A 24,025-nucleotide genomic window follows, 5' to 3' on the forward strand; every position below is an offset into this window, starting at 1 on the left:
GTGCCTGTTGCCAAGTAAAGACCCTGTAGCCACTATAGGGTCAAGCCCTTATTTGGAGATTGCAGCGATGAAGATTGGAGAGCTGGCCAAACTGACCGACTGCGCGGTCGAAACCATCCGCTACTACGAGCGCGAAGGACTGCTGCCGGAGCCGGCCCGCAGCGACGGCAACTACCGCGTCTACACCCAGACCCACGCCGAGCGCCTGACCTTCATCCGCAATTGCCGCACCCTGGACATGACACTGGAAGAGATCCGCAGCCTCCTGGCCTTGCGCGACAGCCCCCAGGACCAGTGCGAAAGCGTCAACGCGCTGATCGACGAGCACATCCACCACGTCAAGGCACGCATCGACGGCCTGCTGGCCTTGCAGGCACAGTTGCTCGACCTGCGCCAACGCTGCAGCGAAGGGCCGGATATCGAACAGTGCGGGATTTTGCAGCGACTGGAGGTCAGTGGTGGGGTGGTGGCCAGTGAGACCGAGCCTTCCCATGTCGGGCGTAGCCACGGGCACTGATAACACCACAAAACAACTGTGGGAGCGGGCTTGCTCGCGAATGCGATTTGTCAGCCGACATTGATATCGACTGATCCACCGCCTTCGCGAGCAAGCCCGCTCCCACAGGGTATGGGCGTGTGACTCAGACCGCCATCGGCGCCGTCATTGGCGCGTGGTGCTCGTAGCCTTCGAGCGAGAAATCACTCGGCTCGATCAGCTCCAGCCACTCGGGCTGGTAGACGCCGGTCTTGGCGAACTCTGGCACGCGGTCGCCGATCGCCAGCTTGGGCATGGCGAACGGCTCGCGGGTGAGCTGCTCGTTGAGCATGTCCAGGTGGTTTTCGTAGACGTGGGCATCGCCGATGAAATAGGTGAACCAGCGCGGCGTGTAGCCGGTCAGTCGACCAATCAGGCTCAGCAGTGCGGCGCCCTCGGTGAGGTTGAACGGCGTGCCCAGGCCCAGGTCGTTGGAGCGGATGTAGAGGGTCAGGGAGATTTCCTTGGTCTCGACATTCGGGTGGAACTGGTACAGCAGGTGGCACGGCGGCAGGGCCATTTCATCGAGCTGGGCGCAGTTCCAGCCGTGGAACAGGATCCGCCGGCTGCCCGGGTCCTTGATGATGGTGTCGACGCACTGGCGAATCTGGTCGATGGCCTTGTACAGCACCACGTAGGCCTGGCCGTCCTCCTCGCCTTCGGCGATCTGCCGGTAGCCCTGGGCCAGGGTCTGCGCGATGGCGGCCGGGTTGCTCGCCGGGATCTGCTTGTACGCCGGCCACTTGCGCCATTGCACGCCATAGATCTCACCCAGGTCGTCTTCGCCCTGGCGGAACGGGTTGGCCAGCCATTGCGCGTTTTCGTTGGCGTTCTGGTCCCAGACCTTGCAGCCCAGGGCGCGGAACTCGGCGGCGTTGTTCACCCCGCGCAGGAAGCCGCACATCTCGCCGATGGCCGACTTGAATGCCATCCTGCGGGTGGTAATCGCCGGGAAACCTTCTTGCAGGTCGAATCGCAGCATCGCGCCGGGGAAGCTGATGGTGTTCACGCCGGTACGGTTGGCTTGCTTGGTGCCGTGCTTGATGACGTGGGCGACCAGTTCGAGATATTGCTTCATGAATTACCTGTGTCCTTGAAGGCAGGGCTCGTGACCCTGCGCTTCGAATGTAAAGCGTCAGGCGCCCGGGACGACCGGAGCCTTGGATGCGCGGTGATAGGCCAGCCAGATCAGCAGCAGACCGCCGACGATCATCGGGATGCACAGGACCTGGCCCATGGTCAGCCAGTTCCAGGCCAGGTAGCCCAACTGGGCGTCCGGCACGCGGTAGAACTCGACGATGAAGCGGAAGATGCCGTAGAACAGCGCGAACATCCCGGAGACCGCCATGGTCGGGCGCGGCTTGCGCGAGAACAGCCAGAGGATGGCGAACAACGCCACGCCTTCGAGGGCGAACTGGTACAGCTGCGACGGGTGGCGCGCCAACTGGGCCGGGTCGCTGAATGGCGGGAAGACCATGGCCCACGGCACGTCGGTCGGCTTGCCCCACAACTCGGCGTTGATGAAGTTGCCGATGCGCCCGGCACCCAGGCCAATCGGCACCATCGGCGCGACGAAGTCCATCAACTGGAAGAACGACTTGCCGTTCTTCTTGCCGAACCACAAGGCTGCCAGCATCACGCCGATGAACCCGCCATGGAACGACATGCCGCCCTTCCACACCTCGAAGATCAGCGTCGGGTTGGCGAGGTAGGCACTCAGGTCGTAAAACAGCACATACCCCAGGCGCCCGCCGACGATCACGCCCATGGACATCCAGAAGACCATGTCGGAGAGCTTCTCCTTGGTCCAGGTCGGATCGAACCGGTTCAAGCGGCGCGATGCCAACAGCCAGGCGCCACCGATGCCGACCAGGTACATCAGGCCGTACCAGTGGATTTTCAGCGGGCCAATGGCCAGGGCCACCGGGTCAATCTGCGGGTAAGGCAGCATTGCGACTCCTCGTTAGAGTTGAAACCTAAAATGCCTGGCGCGACCGTGTCACGCCGGGATTAAGCCAGGATTGCGTCGCGCGTCAGACCAGGAAACTCACGCCCACGCACAACAGCAAAGCGGCAAACAGCCTTTTGAGCAATCGCGGCGACAACCGATGCGCCAGCCGGGCACCAAAGCGGGCGAACACCATGCTGGTCAGGGCAATGCCCAGCAGCGCCGGCAGGTACACAAAACCCAGACTATGGGCCGGCAGCAGGGGATCGTGCCAGCCCAGAATCATGAAACTTAATGCACTGGCCAACGCGATGGGCAGGCCGCACGCCGAGGACGTGGCCACGGCCTGCTGCATCGGCACGCTGCGCCAGGTCAGGAACGGCACGGTCAATGAGCCGCCGCCAATCCCGAAGATCGCCGACGCCCAGCCAATCACACTGCCCGCCAGGGTCAGGCCGACCTTGCCGGGGACCGTGCGGCTGGCCTTGGGCTTGAGCTCCAGGGCCATCTGCAGGGCGATCACCAGGGCGAACACGCCGATGATCTTTTGCAGGTGCGGGCCGGAAATCGCCTCGGCCGTCAGCGCGCCAAAACCGGCACCGATGAGAATCCCCAGGGTCATCCAGGCAAAGATCGGCCAGCGCACCGCGCCTTTGCGCTGATGCTCGCGCACCGCATTGATCGAGGTGAAGATGATCGTCGCCAACGACGTGCCAACGGCCAGGTGGGTCAGCACCGAGGGCTCGAAGCCCTGCAAGGTGAAACTGAACACCAGCACCGGCACGATGATGATCCCGCCACCGACCCCGAACAGCCCGGCCAACACGCCTGCACAGGCGCCCAGCAGCAGATAGAGCACAAATTCCATGATCGTCCTTGTCCGCGTCTGAAAAATAGCTGGCGCATGGTAACGGATGCAGCCCCCCCGGCTCTACTGCGCAAGGCGATGGATCGACGAGCGATGTCTGCGTACAGTGAGCAAAAAACGCACAAGGACCCTCTTATGTGCCTGATTGTCTTTGCCTGGCGACCCGGCCACCCCCAGCCCCTGATCGTGGCCGCCAACCGCGACGAATTCTACGCCCGCCCCAGCCTGCCGCTGGCGCCGTGGCCCGAGGCCCCGCAGGTGCACGCCGGGCGCGACCTGGAAGCTGGCGGCACCTGGCTGGGGATCGGACCCGGCGGGCGCTTCGCGGCACTGACCAATATCCGCAACCCGCACCAGCCGCCGGCACGCAAGTCCCGGGGTGAACTGGTGGCGCGGTTCCTCACGGGTGAACGGCCGATTGCCGAGTATCTGGACGACGTTATCGGGCGGTCCGTGGACTATGCCGGCTTCAACCTGTTGCTCGGCGACCCCCATGAGCTGTGGTACTACAGCGCCCAGCACACCTCGGCGCGCAAGCTGCACGCCGGGACCTATGGCCTGTCGAACGCCGGCCTCGATACGCCGTGGCCCAAGTTGCTCAAGGCCAAGGCGGCCTTGCTTGAGGTGCTGCAGGACCCACAACCGCAGGCGCTGCTGGCCCTGCTGGGCGACCCGCAGACCGCACCGTTCACTGACCTGCCGGACACCGGCGTGGGCCTGGCGACCGAGAGCCTGCTGTCGAGTGTGTTCATCGCCAGCCCCACCTACGGCACCCGGGCCAGCACCGCGCTGATCGTCCAGGCCGATGGCTCACGGCAGATGGTCGAACGCAGCTTCGGCCCGTATGGCGGGCATTTGGGAGAGGTTGAGGTCAGGGTTTAGCGTTCGCGGGCAAGCCTTAATGCCAGTCAGTTAAGCGAAACCCACGTGGGAGCGAGCCTGCTCGCGATAGCAGTAGGTCAGTCAACGGAGATGTTGGCTGTGTTGCCGTCTTCGCGAGCAGGCTCGCTCCCACAGGTTTGGCGCCTTAACTGACTGGCATTAGGGCAAGCCTCGCGCCTACAGGTGCGTAGGAGCGAGGTTTGCCCGCGAACAGGTCTAGAGGGTCTTGACCGACGCCGGATTGATCATCCGCGTCAACCCGAGGTTGCGCAGCGCCAGTTGCAGCGAGCTGTGGATAACGTGCGGGTTGTCGATGGTCATCAGCTCGGCCAACAGGTCCTTGGCCCAACTGAGGTTGATCTGGCGCAGCATCCACTTCACTTTCGGCAAGTTGGTGGAGTTCATCGACAGGCTGTCGAACCCCATCGCCATCAACAGCACGGCCGCCGCCGGGTCGCCCGCCATCTCGCCGCAGATGCTCACCGGCTTGCCTTCGGCATGGGCGTCGCGTACCACATTTTGCAGGGCTTGCAGCACCGCCGGATGCAGGTAGTCGTAGAGGTCGGCCACCCGCGGGTTGTTACGGTCCACGGCCAGCAGGTATTGGGTCAGGTCGTTGGAGCCGACGGACAGGAAGTCCACCTGGCGCGCCAGTTCCCTGGTCTGGTAGACCGCCGCGGGGATTTCGATCATCACCCCGACCGGGGGCATCGGCACGTCAGTGCCTTCGTCGCGCACTTCGCCCCAGGCACGGTGGATCAGGTGCAGGGCTTCTTCCAGTTCATGGGTGCCGGAGATCATCGGCAGCAGGATGCGCAGGTTGTTCAGGCCTTCGCTGGCCTTGAGCATGGCGCGGGTCTGGACCAGGAAGATCTCGGGGTGGTCGAGGGTGACGCGGATCCCGCGCCAGCCGAGGAACGGGTTGTCTTCTTTGATCGGGAAGTACGACAGTGACTTGTCGCCGCCAATGTCCAGGCTGCGCATGGTCACCGGCTGCGGATGGAAGGCGGCGAGTTGCTCGCGATAAATCGCCAGCTGCTCCTTTTCGCTCGGAAAGCGCTGATTGATCATGAACGGCACTTCGGTGCGGTACAGGCCCACCCCTTCGGCGCCACGCTTTTGCGCCCGTGCCACGTCCGCCAGCAGGCCGGTGTTGACCCACAGCGGCATGCGGTGGCCATCGACCGTCACGCACGGCAGGTCGCGCAGCGCGTCCAGGCCCAGGGCCAGTTGTTTCTCTTCCTCGACCACCTCGGCGAACTGCTTGCACAGCCCTTCGCTGGGGTTGGTGAAGACCTCGCCGTGGTAGCCGTCGACGATCATCTTGATCCCGTCGACCTTGGAGTACGGCAGGTCGACCAGGCCCATCACCGTCGGGATGCCCATGGCCCGCGCCAGGATCGCGACGTGGGAGTTACCCGAGCCGAGTACCGACACCAAGCCCACCAGCTTGCCTTCCGGCACCTCGCCGAGCATCGCCGGCGTCAGTTCTTCGCTGATCAGGATGGTGTTGTCGGGGTAGACCAGGGTTTGCTGGCGTTCTTCCTGGAGATAGGCCAGCAGGCGGCGGCCCAGGTCCTTGACGTCCGAGGCCCGCTCGCGCAGGTAGGCGTCATCCATCAATTCAAAGCGGTTGACGTGATCGGTGACCACCTGACGCAACGCGCCCTGGGCCCACTGGCCGGTCTTGATCACCGTGGTCACTTCGCTGCCCAGCGAGGCGTCGTCGAGCATCATCAGGTAGACATCGAACAGCGCCCGCTCTTCGGGACGCAGTTGGGTCGCCAGCTTGGCCGACAACGCGCGCATGTCGGCGCGCACGCCTTCAATGGCAGTCTTGAACAGCCCGAGTTCGGCCTCGATGTCGCTGATGCTCTTGTCGGGCACCACGTCGAGGTCGGCCGGCGGCAGCATGACCACGGCCGTGCCCACCGCCGCGCCGGGCGAACCCGGCACACCGACGAACTTGGCTTCCTGGATGCCCTTGCCCTGGCGGCCCAGGCCACGGATCGAACCGGTGGCCTCGGCATGGGCGATAACGCCGGCGAGCTGGGCGCTCATGGTCACGAGGAAGGCTTCTTCACCTTCATCGAACTGGCGACGTTCTTTTTGCTGGATGACCAACACGCCGACCACGCGACGGTGGTGAATGATCGGCGCCCCGAGGAACGAGGCGTAGCGCTCTTCACCGGTCTCGGCGAAGTAGCGATAACGCGGGTGATCGGCGGCGTTTTCGAGGTTGAGCGGTTCTTCTCGCGTACCGACCAGGCCCACCAGACCTTCGTTGGGCGCCATGCTGACCTTGCCGATGGAGCGCTTGTTCAAGCCCTCGGTGGCCATCAGCACGAAACGGTTGGTCTCGGGGTCGAGCAGGTAGACCGAACAGACCTGGCTGCCCATGGCCTCTTTGACGCGCAATACAATAATGCCCAACGCCGCCTTGAGATCCTTGGCGGAGTTAACTTCCTGGACGATCTTGCGCAGCGTATTGAGCATGGCTCGGGGTCGAACTCCGTCGTCAGTCGCGCGCTAGAAGGCGCGGGGCAAGCTCTTTGAGGGCGCGGCGATAGACTTCGCGCTTGAATGTCACCACCTGGCCCAACGGGTACCAATAACTGACCCAGCGCCAGCCATCGAACTCCGGTTTACCGGTCAAATCCATCCGCACCCGCTGCTCGTTGGAGACCAGGCGCAGGAGAAACCACTTCTGTTTCTGGCCGATACACAGCGGTTGGCTATGGGTCCTGACCAGGCGTTGCGGCAAACGATAGCGCAACCAGCCGCGCGTGCAGGCGAGTATTTCAACATCTTCGCGCTCAAGGCCGACTTCTTCGTTCAACTCCCGATACAAGGCGTCTTCCGGCGTCTCCTGCGGGTTGATACCCCCTTGAGGAAACTGCCAGGCATCTTGATTGATACGGCGAGCCCATAGCACCTGGCCGGCATCATTCGTCAGAATGATCCCGACATTGGGGCGAAAACCATCGGGGTCGATCACGGCAACAACCTCGCAAACGCATGTCGGGGCATTGTTCCACAAAGGTTGTTAACGCGGCAACGAAGCTTCCTACCTTATGTGCACTCTTGTGAAAAGACCGTATTCTTATCGCCTTTTTACAGACAACTGAGCGAGTCATTGCAATGCGCCTGGCTTTATTCGACCTGGACAACACGCTTTTGGGCGGCGACAGCGATCACGCATGGGGCGATTACCTGTGCGAACGCGGCATCCTCGACACTGTCGCCTACAAGACCCGCAACGATGAGTTCTATCAGGACTACCTGGCGGGCAAGCTGGACAACGCCGCGTACCTGAACTTCTGCCTGGAAATCCTCGGCCGCACCGAGATGGCCCAGTTGGACGAATGGCACCGCGACTACATGCGCGATTGCATCGAGCCGATCCTGCTGCCCAAGGCGCTCGAACTGCTGGCCAAGCACCGCGCAGCCGGCGACAAGCTGGTGATCATCACCGCGACCAACCGCTTCGTCACCGCCCCGATTGCCGAGCGCCTGGGCGTCGAGACCCTGATTGCCACCGAATGCGAAATGCACGATGGCCGCTACACCGGGCGCAGCACCGATGTACCGTGCTTTCGTGAAGGCAAGGTGACGCGCTTGAATCGTTGGTTGGAAGAAACCGGCCTGTCGCTCGACGGCAGCTATTTCTATAGCGACTCGATGAATGACCTGCCGCTGCTGGAGCAGGTGGCGAACCCGGTGGCAGTGGACCCGGACCCGAAGCTACAGGCTGAAGCCCAGAAGCGGGGTTGGCCGGTGATGTCGTTGCGCGGCTGATAACGCCATCGCGAGCAGGAATCTGGGTTGAGCCCGTAGGGGCGAGGCTTGCCCCATTCAACATCGATGTCGTCAGGCTTACCGCCTTCGCGGGCAAGCCTCGCTCCTACAAGGAATTGAGCTGGTCCCCGGATGTGTGTTCGCCGTGGACCAAGGTGGGAGCGGGCTTGCCCGCGAAGAGACCAGCACAGTCAACATCATCATTGACTGACCCACCGCTTTCGCGAGCGGGCTCGCTCCCACGGGGATCCGTGTCGAGCGCCGGATTTGCATTCGCTGAGGACCCGCGTGGGAGCGAGCCCGCTCGCGAAGGCGCTGTATCAGTCGGCATCTCAGTCAACTGACAGGCTGCATTCGCCGACAAGCCGGTCTCGCGCCCACCTTGGTCGACGCCGGACACAAAGCCTGCACCCAGCTCAGATCCTTGTGTGCAGGCTTGCCCGCGATTGGGGAGACCCGGTTTAAAGCCTCAGACCGGCTTGGCGCCCATCAACCCGGCAATGGCGATAAAGCAGGCCAAGCTGACCAGCGCCAGAGCGAAGGTGAACGTGCCCCCGCCGCCCGCTGCCTTGCGCAGTTTGTTCAGCCGCACCAGCAACCAGAACACCGCCAGCGACCCCACGGCATAGAGCACGCTGGACGCCAGCAGCCAGGTTTGCCCCAGCGGCCAACCCACCCGGTGCACCATGCCCCAGCCGGTAAACGGCAGGCTCAGCAGTGCCAGCCCGACCACCAGCCACACGAACACCCATGGCCGTTGCAGGGTGCGCGCCGGCGCGCTGGCATCGCCCCCGCGCGCTGTGCGCCAGACCCACACCGCCAAGGCCAGCGCCCCGACCAGCAGTAACATCGTTGCCACCCTATGCGCCATTTTCAGGGCAATTAACGTATCCATGGTTCGCTTTCCTTAAAGTCTGCCCATCAGCGTAGCCGTTCAGCCAAGAAACAACTGATAGGCCGGGTTGTCACTTTCATCCCAATACGGGTAGCCAATCTGTTCCAGCGCCGCCGGCACCAGGTGACGCTCGTCGCGCGGCACTTGCAAGCCGGCGACCACCCGACCGTCCGCCGCACCGTGGTTGCGGTAGTGGAACATCGAGATGTTCCAGCGCCCGCCCAACTTGTGCAGGAAGTTGAACAACGCCCCCGGACGCTCCGGGAACTCGAAGCGCAGCACCATTTCATCGATGACATGGGCCGCACGGCCGCCGACCATGTGGCGAATGTGCAACTTGGCCAATTCGTTGTCGGTCAGGTCGAGCACCGGGAAGCCCTGCTCGCTCAGGCTGGCGATCAGCGCGCTGCGCGGGTCGTTTTCCGGGTGGGTCTGCACGCCAACGAAGATGTGCGCCTCGCTGCCGGTGTTGTAGCGGTAGTTGAATTCGGTGATCTGGCGCTTGCCGATGGCCTCGCAGAACGCCTTGAAGCTGCCCGGTTTCTCGGGGATGGTCACGGCGATGATCGCTTCGCGGCCTTCACCCAGTTCGGCGCGCTCGGCCACGTGGCGCAGGCGGTCGAAGTTGACGTTGGCACCCGAGTCGATGGCCACCAGGGTCTGGCCGGTGATGCCCCGCGACTCCACGTACTTCTTGATCCCGGCCACGCCCAGGGCGCCGGCAGGCTCGGTGATCGAGCGGGTATCGTCGTAGATATCCTTGATCGCCGCGCAGATCTCGTCGGTGGTGACGGTGATCACTTCGTCCACGTAGTCCTTGCAGATGTCGAACGTGTGCTGGCCAATCTGCGCCACCGCCACGCCGTCGGCAAAGATGCCCACGGCCGGCAGGACCACGCGTTCACCGGCGGCCATCGCGGCTTGCAGGCAGTTGGAGTCGTCCGGCTCGACGCCGATGACCTTGATCTCGGGACGCAGGTACTTCACGTACGCGGCGATCCCGGCGATCAGGCCACCGCCACCCACCGGCACGAAGATCGCGTCCAGGTGGCCAGGGTGCTGGCGCAGGATCTCCATCGCCACAGTGCCTTGCCCGGCAATGGTGTGTGGGTCGTCGTACGGATGGATATAGACGTAGCCTTTTTCGTCGACCAGCTTCAGCGAATAGGCCAGGGCTTCGGGGAACGAGTCGCCGTGCAGCACCACTTTGCCGCCACGCGAGCGCACGCCTTCGACCTTGATCTCGGGGGTGGTCTTGGGCATCACGATGGTGGCCTTGACCCCGAGCACCTTGGCCGCCAGGGCCAGGCCCTGGGCGTGGTTACCCGCCGAGGCCGTGACCACGCCGCGGGCGCGTTCCTCGGCGCTCAACTGGGTCAGCTTGTTGTAGGCACCACGAATCTTGAACGAGAACACCGGCTGCAAGTCTTCGCGCTTGAGCCAAATGTTATTGCCCAGCCGCTCGGAGAGCTGGCGGGCAGTCTGCAATGGGGTTTCTACGGCAACGTCATAAACGCGCGAGGTGAGGATCTTTTTGACGTACTGTTCGAGCATCGGAAAGCATCACTGGGCGGGTTGGGCAAGGCCGACGAGTCTAACCCGGCTTTCGGCCAGGCGACCACACGATTGAAGAGGTTTTGCCCAGGCGAAGGGCTATAATGCCGGCCTTCCCGTTCTCCCCTCGCCCGCATCCGGAGCCCGCATGACCCAGGATCAACTCAAACAGGCAGTGGCCCAGGCCGCCGTCGACTTCATCCTCCCGAAACTCGACGACAAGAGCATCGTCGGTGTGGGCACCGGCTCCACCGCCAACTGCTTCATCGATGCGCTGGCCCAGCACAAGGGCGCGTTCGATGGCGCGGTCGCCAGTTCCGAAGCCACCGCGGCACGCCTCAAGGGCCACGGGATCCCGGTGTATGAGCTCAACACCGTCAGCGACCTGGAGTTCTACGTCGACGGCGCCGATGAAAGCGACGAGCACCTGAACCTGATCAAGGGCGGCGGCGCCGCCCTGACCCGCGAGAAGATTGTCGCGGCCGTGGCCAAGACGTTCATCTGCATCGCCGACGCCAGCAAGCTGGTGGCGGTGCTAGGCGAATTCCCGCTGCCGGTGGAAGTGATCCCGATGGCCCGCAGCCACGTGGCACGCGAGCTGGTGAAGCTGGGCGGCGACCCGGTGTACCGCGAAGGCGTGTTGACCGACAACGGCAACATCATCCTCGACGTGTTCAACCTGCAGATCGTCAACCCGGTGGAACTGGAGCGGCAGATCAACGCCATCGTCGGCGTGGTCACCAACGGCCTGTTCGCGGCGCGCCCGGCGGACGTGCTGCTGCTGGGGACCAGCGAAGGGGTCAAGACCCTGCGGGCCGAGTAAGGCTGTCGGCACGTAATCCTGGACCCTGTGGGAGCGGGCTTGCTCGCGAATGCGTCAGATCGGTCGGCATCATCGCTGACTGACCGGCCGCTTTCGCGAGCAAGCCCGCTCCCACAGTCGTTTCAAGGTGTTGATCAGGGCGCGGTCGGTTTCTTGAACACGTAGAACAGGTTCGGCTCGCTCACCAGGTACAACGTGCCGTCATCGTCCATGGCGATGCCTTCTGCTTGCGGCACGGTCTTTTGCAAGCCCTGGCGCCCCTTGCGCAATGACAGGGTACTGAGCGGTCGACCATCGACATCCAGCTCGATCACCAGGAACGACTCGTCCGACAGCGCCAGCAAATGGCCGCTGCGCTCGTCGTATTGCAGGCTCGACAGATCACGCACAAACAGCCCGGCATCGCGCTTGGGGTTGTTGACCACGTGCACCGCGTAGGATTTCTCTGCCTTGACGTGCGGAAACCCCTGCACTTCATAGATCAACATCGGGTTGCGCTCCTTGGCGATGAACAGCCGCCTGCCCTTGATGTCATAGGCCAGGCCTTCAAAGCCGGTGTTGCTGCCGATGTGCAGACCCAGGGTCATCTGCTCGGCGTCCGCGGCATCGACGAACTGCGTGTCGTCCTCCAGGTGCACCTTGATCAGGCGCTGCTGGTATTCATCGCTGATCACATAGGTGTCGGCACTGATGAACTCCACCGCTTCCGGGTCGCCAAAGCCGACCAGTGCGATGCGCCGCAGGATCCGCCCGTCGAGGGACATCTCGATCAGCTCGGAGTCCTTGTTGGTCACGGTAAACAGGCTCTTGCGCACCGGGTCGTAGGTCAGCGCCGAGACGTCAGCGCTCAAGCCGTCGATGACCTTGCCCTCGATCACCACCTGATAGTCGTTGAGTGCCATCGATGGGTGACTGACGGGGTGCAACCAGGCCTGCAGGTTGAACCAACCGCGCTCGAACAAGCGGTGTTTCTGGCCCCAGACCCCCAACGCCAGCAAGGCGGCGACCAGCGCAATCAGAACCAGGAATTTAAGACGGAAAAGTCGGCGCATGCAGGCAGGCTCAAAAACGAATCAGGGCGGATGACATATCACGCTTGGATGAATTCAAGCTTAATGGCGATGGGGATGTGCCCCCCTCAATGACAGATGGAACCCCCTGTGGGAGCGAGCCTGCTCGCGAAGGCGTAGGCATAGGCACATTCAACATCAATGTGTCAGATACACCGCTATCGCGAGCAGGCTCGCTCCCACAGGTTTTGTGTGGTGCCGTGGCTCAGCGAACGCGGCTGCTGAAGCTTCCGGCACCCGGCAGTTCCAGCACCAGTTCATCGCCGACATTCAGCGGGCCAACGCCCACCGGGGTGCCGGTCATGATCACGTCGCCGGCCTGCAGCGAGAAGCAGCCGGCCATGTGCTGGATCATTGGCACGATCGGGTTGAGCATGGCGCTGCTGTTACCGTCCTGACGCACTTCGCCGTTGATGGTCAGGCGGATGCCGATGTCGGTCAGGTCGGCAAAGGTGCTGGCGACCACGAACGGTGCCAACACGCAGGCGCCATCAAACGACTTGGCGATTTCCCACGGCAAGCCCTTGGCCTTGAGCTCGGCCTGTTTGTCGCGCAAGGTCAGGTCCAGGCCGGGGGCGAAGCCGGAGATCGCGTCCAGCACTTCTTCGCGACTCGGCGTGGCCGACAGCGGCTTGCCGATCAGCACGGCGATTTCCGCTTCGTAGTGCACCGAACCACGCTCGGTGGGAATGCTGAACCCGCCTTCCAGCGGCACCACGCAACTGCCCGGCTTGATGAACAACAGCGGCTCGGTCGGCACCGGATTGTCCAGTTCCTTGGCGTGTTCGGCGTAGTTGCGCCCGATGCACACCACTTTCCCGATCGGGAAATGAATACGGGTACCGTCGACATACTGGTGCTGATAGTTCATTACCGACTCCTGCCTGAGTGATTCACTGGGTCAAACCGCAAAGATCTTGCCCGGGTTCATGATGCCGTTCGGATCGAACACCGCCTTGACCGCTTTCATGTACTCGATCTCGACCGGGGAACGGCTGTAGGTCAAGTAGTCGCGCTTGGTCATGCCCACGCCATGTTCGGCGGAGATCGAGCCGTTGTACTTCTCGACGGTTTCGAACACCCACTGGTTGACGGTCGCGCACTTGGCGAAGAACTCGTCCTTGCTCAGGTTCTCGGGCTTGAGGATGTTCAGGTGCAGGTTGCCGTCGCCGATGTGGCCGAACCAGACGATTTCGAAGTCCGGGTAGTGCTGGCCGACGATCGCGTCGATTTCCTTGAGGAACGCCGGGACTTTCGACACGGTGACCGAGATGTCGTTCTTGTACGGGGTCCAGTGGGAGATGGTCTCGGAGATGTACTCGCGCAGCTTCCACAGGTTTTGCAGTTGGGATTCGCTCTGGCTCATGACGCCGTCCAGCACCCAGCCTTCCTCGACGCAGTGCTCGAAGGTTTCCAGGGCATGGTTGGCCACTTCTTCCGTGGTCGCTTCGAATTCCAGCAGCGCATAGAACGGGCAGTCGGATTCGAACGGCGCCGGCACGTCGCCACGGGCCAGGACTTTGGCCAGGGCCTTGTCGGAGAAGAATTCGAAGGCGGTCAGGTCGAGCTTGCCCTGGAACGCGTGCAGCACCGGCATGATCGAGTCGAAGTCGGCCGTGCCCAGGACCATCGCGGTGAGGTTTTTTGGCGCGCGGTCCAGGCGCATGGTCGCTTCGACCACAAAGCCCAGGGTGCCTTCGGCGCCAATGAACAACTGGCGCAGGTCGTAGCCAGTGGCGTTCTTGATCAGGTCGCGGTTGAGTTCCAGCAGGTCGCCCTTGCCGGTCACCACTTTCATCCCGGCGACCCAGTTACGGGTCATGCCGTAGCGAATGACCTTGATCCCGCCGGCATTGGTGCCGATATTGCCGCCAATCTGGCTGGAACCGGCAGAGGCGAAGTCCACCGGGTAGTACAGGCCTTTCTCTTCAGCGACGTTTTGCAGGTGTTCGGTGACCACGCCCGGCTGGCACACGGCGGTGCGGTCGGTGAGGTTCACGTCGAGGATCTGGTTCATGTAGTCGAACGACACCACCACTTCGCCATTGGCGGCAACGGCCGCGGCCGACAGCCCGGTGCGCCCGCCGGACGGCACCAGCGCAACCTTGTGCTGATTGGCCCAACGCACGATGGCCTGGACCTGCTCGGTGGTCTTGGGGAACACAATGGCGCTCGGGGCCGGGGCGAAATGCTTGGTCCAGTCCTTGCCGTAAGCATTCAGGGAGTCGGCGTCGGTCAGTACCTTGCCGGGCTCAACCAGGGTCTTTAGCTCATCAATCAGGGCAGGATGGGTCATCGACAGAACTCTCGAACAATTCATGGTCATCCTGAGAACGCTTCACGTCGCAGGAATGAGTGTTTAGCGGGGTGCGTATGCTAGCATACCGCCCCCGCAGGACGAGCCCAAAGGCTGTTCGGCGGTGACGGCTTTCTTGCCGTCCGGGTCAGCTCTGGGCTGCTCCCTTCCCTGCCATTTTTCTCCGGGATACAGGTTTACGCAGATGAGCAAGACTTCTCTCGATAAGAGCAAGATCAAGTTCCTTCTTCTCGAAGGCGTCCACCAATCGGCTGTCGACGTCCTCAAGGCGGCGGGCTACACCAGCATCGAGTACCTCACCGGTTCTCTGCCGGAAGCCCAGCTCAAGGAAAAGATCGCGGATGCTCACTTCATCGGCATTCGCTCTCGTACTCAACTGACCGAAGAAGTCTTCGATCACGCGAAGAAACTGGTCGCTGTGGGCTGTTTCTGCATCGGCACCAACCAGGTCGACCTCAACGCTGCCCGCGAACGCGGCATCGCAGTGTTCAACGCGCCGTACTCCAACACCCGCTCCGTCGCGGAACTGGTGCTGGCCGAAGCGATCCTGCTGTTGCGCGGCATCCCCGAGAAAAACGCTTCCTGCCACCGTGGCGGCTGGATCAAGAGCGCAGCCAACTCCTTCGAAATCCGGGGCAAGAAGCTGGGCATCGTCGGCTACGGCTCGATCGGCACCCAACTGTCGGTCCTGGCCGAAGGCCTGGGCATGCAGGTGTACTTCTACGACACCGTGACCAAGCTGCCACTGGGTAACGCCACCCAGGTCGGTTCGCTGACCGAACTGCTGGGCATGTCCGACATCGTCACCCTGCACGTGCCGGAAACCGCGGCCACCCAGTGGATGATCGGCGAGAAGGAAATCCGTGCGATCAAGAAAGGCGGGATCCTGATCAACGCCGCTCGCGGCACCGTGGTCGAGCTGGACGCCCTGGCGGACGCGATCAAGGACAAGCACCTGATCGGCGCGGCCATCGACGTGTTCCCGGTGGAGCCTCGCTCCAACGACGAAGAGTTCGAAAGCCCGCTGCGTGGCCTGGACAACGTGATCCTGACCCCGCACATCGGCGGCTCCACCGCTGAAGCCCAAGCCAACATCGGCCTGGAAGTGGCCGAGAAGCTGGTCAAGTACAGCGACAACGGTACGTCGGTGTCCTCGGTCAACTTCCCGGAAGTGGCCCTGCCGGCTCACCCTGGCAAGCACCGCCTGCTGCACATCCACGAGAACATCCCGGGCGTGATGAGCGAGATCAACAAGGTCTTCGCCGAGAACGGCATCAACATCTCCGGTCAGTTCCTGCAGACCAACGAGAAGGTTGGCTACGTGGTGATCGACGTCGACGCCGAGTACTCGGACCTGGCGCAAGAGAAGCTGCAACACATCAACGGCACCATCCGTTGCCGCGTGTTGTTCTAACGCTCAAGCGTCAAGCAAAAAGGGAGCCCCTCGGGGCTCCCTTTTTCATTCAGTGCGCGTTACTTCACCGTCACGGTGATTTTTTCCGAGACGATAGGCGGCTCGAAGGCCATGTGGTTCTTGTCGCCCAGCTCCAACTGCAAGGTGTGGGTGCCTGGAGTCAGCGTCAGTTCGGTTTCGGTCTGGGCCTTGCCGAAGTGCACGTGGTTGGCGTCTGCCGGGATCACGGCGCCCGCCGGGATCACGTCCTGGGTGTCGATCAGCAGGTGGTGGTGGCCGGAGTGCGCGGTGTTATCGCCGGCTGGCGCCAGGGAAACGTCGTCGACCCCAAACTTGACCTTGAAGGTTTTATCCACGGTGGCGCCGTTTTCCGGCGCCACGATAAACACCCTGGCGCCCACTGGGGCCTGGGTCGCGGCACTGGCCATCATCGAAGCGCTGAGTACCAGACCAGCCAAAACTGCACGTGACATAAAGGTTTTCATTCTTTTCTCCAGGTTTGCGCTTTATCTTGATAAGTGTGACAACTTTGTAGCAATTCGCTGTCGAAGGACCTCAACACCATAGCAAAGCGTGCCGCAGCAGCACGCCACACATAACGAATTCAAGGAGCGACCATGCGTTTGTTGCCTGGCCTGATACTGTTGCTACCCCTTGTGAGCCCGTTTGCTCACGCTGAACTGATCGATGATGTCAACGACCGTGGCGAGCTGCGCATTGCGCTGGAAGCCAACACCCCACCGTTCAACTTCAAGGAAGACGGCAAGCTCACCGGCTTTGAAGTGGAACTTGGCCAACTGCTGGCCAGCGAGCTGGATGTACGCACCGACTTCGTGGTGACCGACGCCGCCGAACTGCTGCCTGGGGTCGAGAGCGGCCGCTACGACATTGCCATCAACCACATAGCACTGACCCCGGAACTCAAGGATCGTTTCGCGTTCAGCGAGCCTTACAGCTACTCCAGCGCCCAACTGATCGTGCGCAAGGAAGAACAGCGCCCCTTCAGCTCACTGACGGCACTCAAGGGCGAATCCCTCGGCGTGGCGCAAGGCAGCCAGTTCGTCGACCAGGCACGCAGTGTCGAAGGGGTCGACCTGCGCAGCTACGCCGATGCGCAGCAACCCATCAAGGACGTGGCCGACCAGCAAATCGACGCCGCGATCAGCGACCGCCTGCTGATCCCCTACGCCATTCGTGACAGCCGCTTGCCGGTGAAAGAAGGTGCCAAGGTCGGCCCGACCCTGAGCCTGGTGATCCCGTTCCAGAAGGGCAACCCCGCGTTCCAGGCCAGCCTCGACCGGGCCCTGCAGCGGATCAAGGCCGATGGACGAATGATGAAGTTGTCGCAGAAGTGGTTCGGCATGGACGCGAGCCAGCCGCCGAAGCTGTGAGCCACTGGAATGCCTAATGTGGGAGCGGGCTTGCTCGCGAAAGCGGTGTGTCAAACAACATCAATGTTGACTGGCACACCGCTTTCGCGAGCAAGCCCGCTCCCACAATGGTTTTGTGCAGCCCGCTAGATCAGGGCAGCCAGCGCCATCGCTGCCTCGGCCAGTTGCAACTCGCTGAACACCTGCACCCCATGGCGGGCCAGCAAGGCCGCGGTGACGCCCTCGCCGCTGACCTTGACCCCGCTGAAGGTGCCGTCATAGGTCAGCAGGTTGCCGCACGACGGGCTGTTGGCCTTGAGCACGGCGATGCGGATGCCGTGCCGTTGCACCAACGCCAAAGCTTGATGAGCGCCCGAGAGAAACGCGGCACTGACATCCTCGCCCTCGGTGGTCATCACCCGCGCCGTACCGTCGAGCACGTGCGCCCCTTGCCCACCGGGAATCTCCGCCGCCGCCCGGGGCGTCGGCAAGCCACCGGCGACTTCCGGGCACAGCGCGACCACCCGACCTTCGGCGATCCACTGTTCAAGCTGATTGAATGGCCCGCTGGCGCCCCCGTCGTAGCGCACGCGATGGCCCAACAGGCAACGACTCACCAGAATCTTCTGCATGCTCAGAACGGCTCATTGCCGCGCCGGCGAAACCAGCCCGTCAGGGACAGGCGTTCGCGGGTCGCGGGCATCACTTCATGGGGCACTTCGCCCGACAGGAACACCACCAGGCACCCCCCCGAGGGGAGCACGTCGTGCTCCCCTCGCTCGTCCAGGTACATGCGCAATTGACCGCCGTGCTCGGGCAGCCAGGCGTCGTTGAGGTAGATCACCGCCGATACCATGCGCCGGTCGTCATCGCGAAACCGGTCGACATGCCTGAGGTAGAACGCCCCGGGCGGGTACAGCGCAAAGTGGCTCTCGAAGTCCTCAAGCCCTAGGTACAAACCCCGGTTCATCGCCTCGCGCAGGCTGTCCATCAGGCCCAGGTAACTGTCGCAGGCCTGCGCCTGGTTGGGTTCCAGCCACTGGATATGGTCGCCGCGAATGCCTTCGCGAATCTCCGAGAACGGCCCTCGCCCCACCGCCGCCGGCGCCAACTCACCTTCCGCTGCCCGCTTGCGACACTCAGCCGCCAGCGCCTGGGTCAGCACCTCGGGCAGGAAAATATTCTGCTGCGACCAGCCGCGTGCAGCCAGGTCGTCGACGATACGTAACAGCAGCGGGTGATCAGAGGGTATGTGCATGGCGCGCATAGTATTCCGGCGCCGAGAAATCCGACAGCACCGCATAGCGGAGGATCGTCGGATAAACGGGCGAATCTGATACGAATTCTCGACAACCTGTGTCTGCCCCCGGAGAATAGCCACCTGCCGACAGGAGTCCCTATGCGCCGTTTGCTTTTTTCACTGTTGATACTCTGTGTTTCTCCCGCCTGGGCAGACGGCCACGACCAACTCTACAAGGTCGCCGGCTGGGCCGATCAACGCGCGCATTTCAACGATGCCCTGAGCGCTGCCCAGCAACGCTACCAAAGCAGCCTGCCGCCCGCGGTGTTCCAGGCACTGGTCGACAACAGCAATCAACGTTTTGCACCACAGGCCATGGATCGTCGAGCCGAGGCCCAACTGCGCCAACACCTGGCCGATCCCGGGCCGGCGCTGGCGTTTTTCCGGTCGCCCCTGGGCCGCAAGATCATTGCCGCCGAACTGCTGGCAACCCGTCGCGACCAGTTGGCGAAGAATGCCAAGGGCCTGCCGAAGATCGAGGCCAGCGACACCCGCCTGTTGATCATTGGCCACCTGGCCCAAGCCTTGCCCGCCCGTGAAGCGGGTGCCGAAGTCAGCCTGGCGATTGCCGGCGTGGCGGCCGACAGCCTGAGCCAGATGATCCCCGGCCTGCTCGGTGGCGGTCAGGCACAAGGCATGTTGAACGGCCAGCGCCAACGGTTGATGGAGCAGATTGGCGGCGAGTTGAACAACACCCTGCTCTACGTGTACCGCGACCTGTCGGACAACGAGCTGGAAGAGTTCGCCACGTTCGCCGAGTCCACCGAGGGCAAGGCGTACTACCAGGCAGCGCTGGCGGCGATTCGGGCCGGGTTGGCGGTAGGCCAGAGTACGTCGAACCTGGGCCAATAGATCGCTTCGCGAGCAGGCTCGCTCCCACATTGGATCTGTGAACGACGCCCCCCCTGCTCGCGAAGGCGTCCCTGGCCCCTACGGATTCCGGCCTTTGATCCGCCGACTCAAGAACCCGAAGATCTCCTGGCGCAACGCCAGGGTTTCATTGGCCAGGTGATGCCGCGCCAACGGCAGTTTCAATACCTGCGGCCGGTCGAACTTGCCCTCCAACACCGCAAGGTTGTGCTGCCAATCCACCGTCATGTCCGACTGCCCCTGGATGATCAGCGGCCGCCTTGGACTGCGCGGCGCCGCTTCAATGCGTTTGATCCAGCGCGCCAGGGCGCCGACCCAGGCGGTGGGCAAACGCTGTGGCTGGAGCCCGTCCGCCAGGAGAAAGGGCAGGAACGCCGGGTCGTTGGAGTTCTCGCTGAAGCGCCGGGCGATGCCTTTGACGAACGGCCTGAGCAGGTAATAGCTCAGGTGCGACCAGCCCCAGGCGCGGGGCCGTACCAACGGTGAGAGCAGGATCACCTGGCCCTGGGCCGGGCTGTCTGCACCGTGATTGAGCACATGATCGACCACCACCCCGCCGCCGGTACTCTGCCCGCACAGATGCCACGGCTGCGGCATCGCCATGGACAACGCCTGGGCGAACAAACCTTGCAGGGTGTCCTGGTACTCGGCGAAATCGCGAATGCTCGCCCGCGCGCCGCTGGACAGCCCATGCCCCGGCAAGTCGCAGGCGATCACCACGAACCCCTGCTCCAGGGCCCACTCGATCACATGCCGGTACAGCCCCGTGTGGTCGTAGAAGCCATGAAACAGGAACAGCGTCGCCTTGGCCGCCTCGGGCCACCAGAACTGGCAGACCACCTCATACCCATCCACCTCGAAGCGCCCGAGCCCGGTACGCAGGGCGCGCCCAGGAAAGTCCAGGCCGTAGCAATGCTGATAGGCCCGCGCTTCTTCCGACAGCGGCTGCCCCTCGGCCAGGGGGCCCAGGCTGGCACGCAGGTGATCGGGGTTGAAGGTGGCAGGCATGACGACTTCCAGGCAAGGCGCGAGGCGCGGAACAGACTTTATGGGCCTGCGATATTCTTCTGTCGCGCCGGGCATGGCAAGCTACGCGCCCCTCAAGGATGGTTTCGAATGCGCCCTCGCCACCGCACGACACTGCTCGCCAGCCTGCTCGCCCTTGTGTGCGCCGCGGTGCTGTGGAGCGCTTATGACTGGTTCCAGGGACGCTACGTGCGCGCGTTCAGCTCCCACACGGCGCTGTTCTCCGGTGATCCGCTGCGCCTGCCCGACCACCTGGCCGGCCCCGGCGCGATTCGCGTGGTGCACTTCTGGGACCCGGCTTGCCCGTGCAACGTCGGCAACCAGCAACACCTGGGCGAGTTACTGGAACACTACGGCCCCCAGGGCGTGCAGTTCTTCGCCGTGCAAAAGCCCGGCAGCCAGGGTCGCCTACCCGACACCTTGAGCAACCTGCAGACCCTGCCAACCCTCCCCGGCGCCGAACACATCCCGGCCAGTCCCGCCGTGGCGATCTGGGACCGCAACGGCACACTGGCGTACTTCGGCCCATACAGCGAAGGCCTGACCTGCAACGCCAGCAACAGTTTTATCGAACCCATCCTGCAAGCCCTGAGCGAGGGCCGCCCGGTCAACGCGACGCACACGTTGGCGGTGGGGTGCTATTGCCCGTGGGCGAGTGCCCCCCAATAGGGCATTCCGGACTTTTCGAGGTAGAGGCTGCCCGGCACACAAGGTCTGTGTTACATGTTGATCGCCTCAAGATAGCGACACGCCATCAATAAAAAGAACAAGGAGTCTGCATGAAGCGCGCCCTGACCATCCTGGCAGTGCTACTCGTCGTCCTCGGCATCGGTGCCGGCGGCTACCTCTACAGCAAACAGCCAACCCGTCAGGGCCAAGTGCAGTTGCAGCACCTCGAAGGTCCGGTGACGGTGCGCTACGACGAGCGCGGCGTGCCGCACATCCGCGCCGAACATGAAGCCGACCTGTACCGGACCCTCGGCTATGTGCATGCCCAGGACCGCCTGTTCCAGATGGAAATCATGCGCCGCCTGTCCCGAGGCGAGCTGGCCGAAGTGCTGGGGCCGAAGCTGGTCGATACCGACAAGCTGTTCCGCAGCCTGCGTATCCGCGAGCGAGCCGAGAGCTATGTCGCCGCCCTCGATAAGCAATCACCGGCGTGGAAGGCCCTACAAGCCTACCTGGACGGCATCAACCAGTATCAGGACACCCATGCCGCGCCAGTGGAGTTCGACGTGCTGGGCATCCACAAGCGCCCGTTCACCGCGCAGGACAGCGTCAGCGTCGCCGGCTACATGGCCTACAGCTTTGCCGTCGCCTTCCGCACCGAGCCGGTGCTGACGTACGTGCGCGATCAACTGGGCAGCGAGTACCTGAACGTCTTCGACCTCGACTGGCAGCCGCAAGGCGTGTTGGCCCAACCATCCGGCGCCAAGGCGCCGCTGCTCGGTGCCGCCGACTGGAAAGACCTCAACGCCATCGCCCGCCTGAGCGAACAGGCCCTGGCCGACAACGGCCTGCCGCAGTTCGAGGGCAGCAACGCCTGGGTGATCGCCGGCAGCCACACCAAGAGCGGCAAGCCGCTGCTGGCAGGCGACCCGCACATCCGCTTTTCGGCGCCGTCGGTGTGGTACGAAGCGCAACTGTCGGCGCCGGGCCTTGAGCTCTACGGCCACCATCAGGCGCTGGTGCCGTTCGCCTTCCTCGGCCACAACCTGGACTTCGGCTGGAGCCTGACGATGTTCCAGAACGACGATCTCGACCTGATCGCCGAGAAGGTCAACCCGGACAACGCCAACCAGGTCTGGTACCACGGCCAGTGGGTGGACATGGTCAACAGCGAGCAGCAGATTGCGGTCAAAGGTGAGGCTCCGGTGACCCTGACCCTACGCCAGTCGCCCCACGGCCCGATCATCAACGACGTGCTGGGCGCGACCGCCGGGAAGACGCCGATTGCCATGTGGTGGGCGTTCCTCGAAACCCAGAACCCGGTCCTCGAAGGCTTCTACCAACTCAACCGCGCCGACACCCTGGCCAAGGCACGCACCGCCGTCGCCAAGATCCACGCACCGGGGTTGAACATCATCTGGGGCAACACCAAAGGTGACATCGCCTGGTGGGCAGCGGCGCAGTTGCCCAAGCGCCCGGCCGGGGTCAATCCAGCGTTCATCCTCGATGGCAGCACGCTCCAGGCCGACAAGGACGGTTTCTACCCGTTCAGCGCCAACCCGCAGGAAGAGAACCCGGCCCGCGGCTACATCGTCTCCGCCAACTTCCAGCCGTTGTCCCCCACCGGCATGGAGATTCCCGGCTACTACAACCTGCCCGACCGTGGCCAACAACTGGACCGTCAACTGAGCGACCAGAGCGTGAAGTGGGACGTCGAGGCCAACCAGAAACTGCAACTGGGCACCACCACCGGCTATGGCCCCCGCCTGCTGGCCCCGTTGTTGCCGGTGCTGCGTGAAGTGGTCAGCGATCCCCAGGAACTCAAGCTGGTGGAACAACTGGCCGCGTGGCAAGGCGACTACCCGCTGTCGTCCACCAGTGCCACGCTGTTCAACCAGTTCCTCTACGACCTGGCCTACGGCGCGATGCACGACAAGCTCGGCGACAGCTTCTTCGACACCCTGCTCTCGACCCGGGTGATCGACGCAGCCCTGCCTCGATTGGCGGCCAACCCGGATTCGCCGTGGTGGGGCAGCCATGACCCGGCGATCAAGCAGACCCGTTCCGACGTGGTCAAGGCGGCGTGGAACACCAGCCTCGCCCACCTGAAAACCACCCTCGGCCCGGACAGCGCGCACTGGCAATGGGGCAAGGCCCACACCTTGACCCACAGCCACCCGCTGGGCGCGCAGAAGCCGTTGGACCGGCTCTTCAACATTGGCCCCTTCGACGCACCGGGCAGTCATGAAGTGCCGAACAACCTCTCGGCCAAGATCGGCCCGGCTCCGTGGCCAGTGACCTATGGCCCGTCGACCCGGCGCATCATCGACTTCGCCGACCCGGCCCACGGCCTGACCATCAACCCGGTCGGCCAGAGCGGCGTGCCGTTCAATTCGCACTACGAAGACCAGGCCGAAGCCTACATCGAGGGCCTCTACCATCAGGCGCACTTCAGTGAAGAGGAAGTCAGTGCCAACACCCGTAGCACCTTGAGGTTGTTGCCGGCGCAGTAAATCTCGGGCGTCTGGGCGGGCCTCTTCGCGAGCGGGCTCGCTCCCACAAGGGGCAGTGGTGTTCATCAGACGGGTGTACGCCGCCGGACTACCGTGGGAGCGGGCTTGCTCGCGAATGCAATCTGCCAGCCGACATCAATGTTGACTGACCCGACGCCTTCGCGAGCAAGCCC

The 24,025-nt window shown here is 63.2% G+C and carries 23 protein-coding genes; 9 read left to right on the top strand and 14 right to left on the bottom strand.

The features are described from left to right. Window positions 1–67 precede the first annotated feature (67 nt). Entirely contained in the window at window positions 68–517 is a 450-nt protein-coding gene (gene cadR, locus BMW74_RS10730; protein WP_093418430.1) for a Cd(II)/Pb(II)-responsive transcriptional regulator, read from the top strand. Between the two features lie 124 nt (window positions 518–641). On the opposite strand, the gene BMW74_RS10735 is transcribed toward cadR, so the two are convergent. The 3 genes from BMW74_RS10735 to BMW74_RS10745 form a co-directional block, all read right to left on the bottom strand. Then, the gene (locus BMW74_RS10735; protein WP_093418433.1) at window positions 642–1,613 is read right to left on the bottom strand and encodes a thymidylate synthase; all 972 of its coding nucleotides are present in this window, start codon (window positions 1,611–1,613) and stop codon (window positions 642–644) included. A gap of 57 nt (window positions 1,614–1,670) precedes the next feature. Next, window positions 1,671–2,486, bottom strand: a complete 816-nt coding sequence (gene lgt, locus BMW74_RS10740; RefSeq protein ID WP_093418436.1) for a prolipoprotein diacylglyceryl transferase — start codon at window positions 2,484–2,486, stop codon at window positions 1,671–1,673. A gap of 82 nt (window positions 2,487–2,568) precedes the next feature. Continuing rightward, a complete protein-coding gene (locus BMW74_RS10745) occupies window positions 2,569–3,351 on the bottom strand; it encodes a sulfite exporter TauE/SafE family protein (RefSeq protein WP_093418441.1) in 783 nt (260 codons plus the stop codon). A gap of 135 nt (window positions 3,352–3,486) precedes the next feature. Here BMW74_RS10745 and BMW74_RS10750 point away from each other — a divergent pair, with 135 nt between their 5' ends. Beyond that, window positions 3,487–4,233: an NRDE family protein gene (locus BMW74_RS10750; RefSeq protein ID WP_093418444.1), complete on the top strand. Its 747-nt coding sequence runs from the start codon at window positions 3,487–3,489 to the stop codon at window positions 4,231–4,233. A 216-nt stretch (window positions 4,234–4,449) separates the two neighbouring features. On the opposite strand, the gene ptsP is transcribed toward BMW74_RS10750, so the two are convergent. Both ptsP and BMW74_RS10760 read right to left on the bottom strand, forming a co-directional pair. After that, window positions 4,450–6,729, bottom strand: coding sequence for a phosphoenolpyruvate--protein phosphotransferase (gene ptsP / locus BMW74_RS10755; protein ID WP_093418447.1), 2,280 nt, complete (start codon window positions 6,727–6,729; stop codon window positions 4,450–4,452). 22 nt (window positions 6,730–6,751) lie between these two features. Beyond that, complete coding sequence (locus tag BMW74_RS10760) at window positions 6,752–7,231, bottom strand: RNA pyrophosphohydrolase (RefSeq protein WP_008064982.1); 480 nt, start codon at window positions 7,229–7,231, stop codon at window positions 6,752–6,754. A 143-nt stretch (window positions 7,232–7,374) separates the two neighbouring features. Here BMW74_RS10760 and BMW74_RS10765 point away from each other — a divergent pair, with 143 nt between their 5' ends. Further along, window positions 7,375–8,031 (top strand): histidinol-phosphatase, encoded by a 657-nt coding sequence (locus tag BMW74_RS10765; protein WP_093418451.1) that lies wholly within the window; start codon window positions 7,375–7,377, stop codon window positions 8,029–8,031. Window positions 8,032–8,500: 469 nt separating this feature from the next. On the opposite strand, the gene BMW74_RS10770 is transcribed toward BMW74_RS10765, so the two are convergent. Both BMW74_RS10770 and ilvA read right to left on the bottom strand, forming a co-directional pair. Next, entirely contained in the window at window positions 8,501–8,926 is a 426-nt protein-coding gene (locus tag BMW74_RS10770) for a DUF2269 family protein (protein ID WP_093418454.1), read from the bottom strand. A 39-nt stretch (window positions 8,927–8,965) separates the two neighbouring features. Next, window positions 8,966–10,480 carry a threonine ammonia-lyase, biosynthetic gene (ilvA, locus tag BMW74_RS10775; RefSeq protein WP_093418457.1) on the bottom strand — a complete coding sequence of 505 codons (1,515 nt, stop codon included), beginning with the start codon at window positions 10,478–10,480 and terminating at the stop codon, window positions 8,966–8,968. Window positions 10,481–10,628: 148 nt separating this feature from the next. On the opposite strand from ilvA, the gene rpiA reads away from it, so the two are divergent. After that, the gene (rpiA, locus tag BMW74_RS10780) at window positions 10,629–11,303 is read left to right on the top strand and encodes a ribose-5-phosphate isomerase RpiA (RefSeq protein ID WP_093418460.1); all 675 of its coding nucleotides are present in this window, start codon (window positions 10,629–10,631) and stop codon (window positions 11,301–11,303) included. A 134-nt stretch (window positions 11,304–11,437) separates the two neighbouring features. Here the strand turns inward: rpiA and BMW74_RS10785 are convergent, their stop codons facing one another. From BMW74_RS10785 to BMW74_RS10795, 3 genes are all read right to left on the bottom strand, one after another. Continuing rightward, entirely contained in the window at window positions 11,438–12,355 is a 918-nt protein-coding gene (locus tag BMW74_RS10785; RefSeq protein WP_093418463.1) for an SdiA-regulated domain-containing protein, read from the bottom strand. Between the two features lie 223 nt (window positions 12,356–12,578). After that, a complete protein-coding gene (locus BMW74_RS10790) occupies window positions 12,579–13,244 on the bottom strand; it encodes a fumarylacetoacetate hydrolase family protein (protein WP_093418466.1) in 666 nt (221 codons plus the stop codon). A 30-nt stretch (window positions 13,245–13,274) separates the two neighbouring features. Beyond that, a complete protein-coding gene (locus tag BMW74_RS10795; protein WP_093418470.1) occupies window positions 13,275–14,669 on the bottom strand; it encodes an FAD-binding oxidoreductase in 1,395 nt (464 codons plus the stop codon). A 205-nt stretch (window positions 14,670–14,874) separates the two neighbouring features. Here BMW74_RS10795 and serA point away from each other — a divergent pair, with 205 nt between their 5' ends. After that, the gene (gene serA / locus BMW74_RS10805) at window positions 14,875–16,104 is read left to right on the top strand and encodes a phosphoglycerate dehydrogenase (protein ID WP_093418473.1); all 1,230 of its coding nucleotides are present in this window, start codon (window positions 14,875–14,877) and stop codon (window positions 16,102–16,104) included. 59 nt (window positions 16,105–16,163) lie between these two features. Here the strand turns inward: serA and BMW74_RS10810 are convergent, their stop codons facing one another. Continuing rightward, a complete protein-coding gene (locus tag BMW74_RS10810) occupies window positions 16,164–16,589 on the bottom strand; it encodes a DUF4399 domain-containing protein (protein WP_093418476.1) in 426 nt (141 codons plus the stop codon). A 132-nt stretch (window positions 16,590–16,721) separates the two neighbouring features. On the opposite strand from BMW74_RS10810, the gene BMW74_RS10815 reads away from it, so the two are divergent. After that, on the top strand, window positions 16,722–17,495 hold the full coding sequence (locus BMW74_RS10815) for a transporter substrate-binding domain-containing protein (RefSeq protein WP_093418479.1): 774 nt from the start codon (window positions 16,722–16,724) through the stop codon (window positions 17,493–17,495). A gap of 125 nt (window positions 17,496–17,620) precedes the next feature. Here the strand turns inward: BMW74_RS10815 and BMW74_RS10820 are convergent, their stop codons facing one another. Beyond that, on the bottom strand, window positions 17,621–18,106 hold the full coding sequence (locus BMW74_RS10820) for a 2-thiouracil desulfurase family protein (RefSeq protein ID WP_093418482.1): 486 nt from the start codon (window positions 18,104–18,106) through the stop codon (window positions 17,621–17,623). A 2-nt stretch (window positions 18,107–18,108) separates the two neighbouring features. Beyond that, window positions 18,109–18,741 carry a 2OG-Fe(II) oxygenase gene (locus BMW74_RS10825; protein WP_175479190.1) on the bottom strand — a complete coding sequence of 211 codons (633 nt, stop codon included), beginning with the start codon at window positions 18,739–18,741 and terminating at the stop codon, window positions 18,109–18,111. A 132-nt stretch (window positions 18,742–18,873) separates the two neighbouring features. On the opposite strand from BMW74_RS10825, the gene BMW74_RS10830 reads away from it, so the two are divergent. After that, window positions 18,874–19,626, top strand: a complete 753-nt coding sequence (locus BMW74_RS10830; protein WP_093418488.1) for a DUF2059 domain-containing protein — start codon at window positions 18,874–18,876, stop codon at window positions 19,624–19,626. 78 nt (window positions 19,627–19,704) lie between these two features. On the opposite strand, the gene BMW74_RS10835 is transcribed toward BMW74_RS10830, so the two are convergent. Next, complete coding sequence (locus BMW74_RS10835) at window positions 19,705–20,652, bottom strand: phospholipase BipL (protein WP_093418492.1); 948 nt, start codon at window positions 20,650–20,652, stop codon at window positions 19,705–19,707. 108 nt (window positions 20,653–20,760) lie between these two features. On the opposite strand from BMW74_RS10835, the gene BMW74_RS10840 reads away from it, so the two are divergent. Next, the gene (locus tag BMW74_RS10840) at window positions 20,761–21,339 is read left to right on the top strand and encodes a DUF6436 domain-containing protein (RefSeq protein WP_093418495.1); all 579 of its coding nucleotides are present in this window, start codon (window positions 20,761–20,763) and stop codon (window positions 21,337–21,339) included. 110 nt (window positions 21,340–21,449) lie between these two features. After that, on the top strand, window positions 21,450–23,852 hold the full coding sequence (locus BMW74_RS10845) for a penicillin acylase family protein (protein ID WP_093418498.1): 2,403 nt from the start codon (window positions 21,450–21,452) through the stop codon (window positions 23,850–23,852). Window positions 23,853–24,025 lie beyond the last annotated feature (173 nt).

This window comes from Pseudomonas sp. ok272 (assembly GCF_900109995.1).
In the GTDB taxonomy this organism is placed as follows: Bacteria; Pseudomonadota; Gammaproteobacteria; order Pseudomonadales; family Pseudomonadaceae; genus Aquipseudomonas.